Below are 3,369 nucleotides of genomic sequence, written 5' to 3' on the forward strand. Positions count from 1 at the left end.
GTCGCCGTCAAATTCAAGCCGCAGCAAAGCGCTGATTCAGATAACTGATGATGGCGCCCGACTCGAACAGCCACTGCGTTTGACCGCTGGCGTCGGTGATCTTGAGGCAGGGCACCTTGAGCGCGCCGCTGCCTTTGAGCAGAGCGTCGCGGTTTTGCGGGTTATGTTGCGCATCAAGGCGCTCAATGGGCAAGGACAGGCGCCGCATTTCCTGGCGCACCTTGATGCAAAACGGGCAGGTAGTGAACTGGTATAGCGCCAGGTTTTGGCACTGCTGGTTGACGGCTTGCTGCAGCGCTGGCGCGCGCACCACACCTTTGGGCCGGGTCACAAATTCCCACAACTGCATGAAGGGGCCAAGCACGATGCGCAGGGTTCTGAAGAAAGTTCGGATGAGGGTTTTCATGGGGAAAGCGTGCCAATGGAAAAGAGTGGCATTGTCTCAGGAGATTCTGTAGATTGACAAAAATCAAGCAAGCTCCAGATTTGGTTGATCAGGCCCTTGTATCTTGAACTGGTTCAAGTTTCTAGCCACCCGAAACGCCTAGACTAGCGCACAGGCAGGGGGGGAACCCTTGGCTTTGAATCGCAAGGACCCCATGAACATTTCCAGCGCCATCGTCTATTGCCGCCCCGAGCAGGCGGCCCCATTGCGCACCTGGCTGGCCCGCCAGGCCGGCGTGGAGGTGCATGCCGCAACCGTTGACGGCAAACTGGTCATCAGCATCGAGGCCGACAGCGACCGCAATGCCGCCGCCACTTATGAAGCCATCGAACGCACTGAGGGCGTGCTGTCGATGGCACTTGTTTTTCAGCAAAACGAATCCAACCCAGAGCAGGAGATCGCACCATGCAAGTCACCCGTCGTGAATTGATCAAAGCCAACGCCGTCACCGCGGCAGCCACCGTGATCGGCATCAGCGTGCCCGCCACGCTGGCGCAGGCCGCCGCGCCCAGCGCCGACGGTGTGCGCTGGGACAAGGGCGTGTGCCGTTTTTGCGGCACCGGCTGCGGCGTGCTGATTGGCACCAAGGACAACCGCATCGTGGCCACCCAGGGCGACCCGGATGCGCCGGTCAACAAGGGCTTGAACTGCATCAAGGGTTACTTTTTGTCAAAGATCCAGTACGGCAAAGACCGCCTGACGCAGCCGCTGCTGCGCATGAAGAACGGCAAGTTCGACAAAAACGGCGAGTTTGCCCACATCAGCTGGGACCAGGCTTTTGACATCATGGAAGAAAAGTGCAAGAGCGCACTCAAAGCCAATGGCCCCAGGTCGGTGGGCATGTTCGGCTCGGGCCAGTGGACCATTTGGGAAGGCTATGCCGCAGCCAAGCTGTTCAAGGCGGGTTTTCGTTCCAACAACATCGACCCCAACGCGCGCCACTGCATGGCCAGCGCGGTGGCAGGTTTCATGCGCACCTTTGGCATTGACGAGCCGATGGGCTGCTACGACGACTTCGAGCACGCCGACGCCTTTGTGCTGTGGGGCGCCAACATGGCCGAGATGCACCCCATTTTGTGGAGCCGCATTACCGACCGGCGCCTGACGGCCAAGCACGTCAAGCTCAACGTGCTGTCCACGTTTACCCACCGCTCGTGCGAACTGGCCGACAACACGCTGATCTTCAAGCCGCAGTCTGACCTGGCCATTTTGAATTACATCTGCAACTACATCATCCAGAGCGGCTCGGTCAACGAGGCGTTTGTCAAGGCGCATGTGAACTTCCGCAAGGGCGTGACCGACATCGGCTACGGCCTGCGCCCGAACCACCCGCTGGAGCAGCTGGCAGGCAACAATGGCTACCCCGGCGCCGACGGCAAGCCCAAGGGAAACCCGGGGGCCTCCAGCCCGATGACGTTTGACGAGTTCAAGGCCTTTGTGGCCGAGTACACGCTGGACAAGGCACACGAAATTTCCGGTGTGCCCAAAGACCAGTTGGCGCTGCTGGCCAAGACTTATGCCGACCCCAAGACCAAGGTGGTGTCCACCTGGACCATGGGTTTTAACCAGCACACGCGCGGCAGTTGGGTCAACAACATGATCTACAACGTGCACCTGCTGGTGGGCAAAATCTCGGAGCCTGGCAACGGCCCGTTTTCGCTCACCGGCCAGCCCAGCGCCTGCGGCACGGCGCGCGAGGTGGGCACCTTTGCCCACCGCCTGCCAGCTGACCTGGTGGTGAATAACCCGAAACACCGCGAGACGGCTGAAAAACTCTGGAAGCTGCCCGCCGGCACCATTCCCGGCTGGGTCGGCCTGCACGCCGTGGCACAAAGCCGCGCGTTGAAAGACGGCAAGCTCAACTTTTACTGGACCACGACCACCAACAACATGCAGGCGGGCCCGAACATCAACGAAGAAATCTGGCCCGGTTTCCGTAATCCGGCCAACTTCATCGTGGTGTCTGATGCTTACCCCACGGTGACCGCCATGGCCGCCGATTTGATTCTTCCATCGGCGATGTGGAGCGAAAAGGAAGGTGCCTTTGGCAACGCCGAGCGTCGCACCCAGTTCTGGCGCCAGCAGGTGCGTGCGCCGGGTCAGGCCAAGAGCGACCTGTGGCAATACATCGAGTTTTCCAAGCGCTTCAAGGTGGAAGAAGTGTGGCCTGCCGACGTGCTGGCCAAAGCCCCCGAGCTCAAGGGCAAAACCTTGTACGACGTGCTCTACGCCAACGGCCAGGTCAATAAGTACCCGCTGGCCGAGATTCAGCAAGGCTTTGACAACGACGAGTCCAAAGAGCTCGGCTACTACCTGCAAAAAGGCTTGTTTGAAGAGTACGCCAGCTTTGGCCGCGGCCACGGCCACGACCTGGCCGCCTTTGACAGCTACCACCATGCGCGCGGCTTGCGCTGGCCGGTGGTGGATCAAAAAGAAACGCTGTGGCGCTTCCGCGAGGGCTACGACCCCTATGTGAAAAAGGGCGAAGACATTCGTTTTTATGGCAAACCTGATGGCAAAGCGGTGATTTTTGCCCTGCCCTACCAGCCTGCCGCCGAGCAGCCCGATGCCGAGTACGACCTGTGGTTTTCCACCGGTCGCGTGCTGGAGCACTGGCACACCGGCAGCATGACGCGGCGCGTGCCCGAGTTGTACCGCGCCATGCCCGATGCCTGGCTTTACATGAACGCGGACGACGCCAAAAAGCGCGGCCTGCAGCGCGGCGACAACATCAAGGTCAGCACCCGCCGCGGCGAGCTCACGACCAAGGTGGAGACGCGCGGGCGCAACAAAATGCCGCCCGGCATGGTGTTCATGCCGTTCTTTGACGAGCACCGCTTGGTTAACAAGCTCACCCTGGACGCGACTTGCCCGATCTCGAAAGAGACCGACTTCAAGAAATGCGCTTGCAAGGTCGTGAAGGC

3 protein-coding genes are annotated in these 3,369 nt (G+C 60.3%); 2 read left to right on the forward strand and 1 reads right to left on the reverse strand.

Annotated features, from left to right (window positions below):
- Positions 1-13 precede the first annotated feature (13 nt).
- Positions 14-406: a glutathione S-transferase N-terminal domain-containing protein gene (locus IBX54_RS13770; protein WP_296543227.1), complete on the reverse strand. Its 393-nt coding sequence runs from the start codon at positions 404-406 to the stop codon at positions 14-16.
- Positions 407-599: 193 nt separating this feature from the next.
- Between IBX54_RS13770 and IBX54_RS13775 the strand changes: the two genes are divergently transcribed.
- A complete protein-coding gene (locus IBX54_RS13775) occupies positions 600-875 on the forward strand; it encodes a chaperone NapD (protein WP_296543228.1) in 276 nt (91 codons plus the stop codon).
- Positions 851-3,369: nitrate reductase catalytic subunit NapA (napA, locus tag IBX54_RS13780; protein WP_296543229.1), on the forward strand; the 2,519-nt coding region annotated here is incomplete at its 3' end. The genes IBX54_RS13775 and napA, both read left to right, overlap by 25 nt.

The organism is Rhodoferax sp. (assembly GCF_014859475.1).
Lineage (GTDB): Bacteria > Pseudomonadota > Gammaproteobacteria > Burkholderiales > Burkholderiaceae_C > Rhodoferax.

Excerpts from the sequence above, each read along its gene's own strand:
- IBX54_RS13770 (WP_296543227.1), bottom strand. The coding sequence starts at position 406 with ATGAAAACCCTCATCCGAACTTTCTTCAGAACCCTGCGCATCGTGCTT.
- IBX54_RS13775 (WP_296543228.1), top strand. The coding sequence starts at position 600 with ATGAACATTTCCAGCGCCATCGTCTATTGCCGCCCCGAGCAGGCGGCC.